Raw genomic sequence first — 1,247 nt, 5'->3', positions numbered from 1 at the left:
CTGTAGTGGTTTACTGAATTTGGCCACCTGAACAGAGGTGATATGCTCACCTCAGAACATTACAGGTGCCTCAATGAAAAAAAGAAATTTCAGCGCAGAGTTTAAACGCGAATCCGCTCAACTGGTCCTTGATCAGAACTACACCGTTGCAGCTGCGGCCAGTGCTATGGATGTGGGTCTTTCTACCATGACGCGATGGGTAAAGCAGTTGCGGGATGAACGACAGGGCAAAATACCTAAAGCCTCCCCTATAACCCCGGAACAGATTGAAATACTTGAGCTGAAGAAAAAGCTACAACGCATTGAAATGGAAAACGACATATTAAAAAAGGCTACCGCGCTCTTGATGTCAGACTCCCTGAACAGTTCTCGTTAATCGGGAAACTCAGAGCGCAGTATCCTGTGGTCACACTCTGCCACGTGTTCGGGGTTCATCGCAGTAGCTACAAATACTGGGAGAAAAGCGCCGAAAAGCCAGACGGCTGGCGAGCTGTGTTACGCAGTCAGGTTCGGGAGCTGCATAACATCAGCCATGGCTCTGCTGGCGCAAGAAGTATCGCCATTATGGCAACCCTGAGAGGCTTCAGAATGGGACGCTGGCTTGCCGGCAGGCTCATGAAAGAACTGGGGCTGGTGAGTTGTCAGCAGCCTACCCACCGGTATAAACGTGGTGGTCATGAACACATCGTTATCCCGAATCGCCTTGAGCGACAGTTCGCAGTGACAGAGCCTAACCAGGTGTGGTGCGGTGATGTGACATATATCTGGACAGGCAAGCGCTGGGCTTACCTTGCAGTTGTTCTCGATCTGTTCGCAAGGAAACCAGTGGGCTGGGCAATGTCATTCTCGCCGGATAGCAAGCTGACCATCAGAGCGCTGGAAATGGCGTGGGAAGCCCGCGGTAAACCAGCCGGAGTGATGTTCCACAGTGACCAGGGTAGCCACTATACAAGCAGGCAGTTCCGGCAGTTACTGTGGCGTTGCCGGATCAGGCAGAGTATGAGCCGACGTGGAAACTGTTGGGACAACAGCCCGATGGAACGCTTCTTCCGTAGTCTGAAAAACGAGTGGGTGCCAGTGACAGGTTATATAAACTTTAGCGATGCTGCTCATGCGATCACAGACTATATCGTCGGGTATTACAGCTCGCTAAGGCCGCATGACTATAACGGTGGGTTGCCCCCAAACGAATCGGAAAACCGATACTGGAAAACTCTAAAGCGGTGGCCAGTTTTAGTTGACCACTA

1 pseudogene is annotated in these 1,247 nt (G+C 51.5%); it reads left to right on the top strand.

The features are described from left to right. Positions 1-73: 73 nt before the first annotated feature. Positions 74-1,241, top strand: a pseudogene (locus GKAS_RS23300) (IS3 family transposase). Positions 1,242-1,247 lie beyond the last annotated feature (6 nt).

The organism is Kluyvera ascorbata ATCC 33433, assembly GCF_000735365.1.
Classification (GTDB): Bacteria; Pseudomonadota; Gammaproteobacteria; order Enterobacterales; family Enterobacteriaceae; genus Kluyvera; species Kluyvera ascorbata.
The sequence above is the reverse complement of the archived record's forward strand: the minus strand, read 5'-3'. Positions and strand labels throughout refer to the sequence as shown.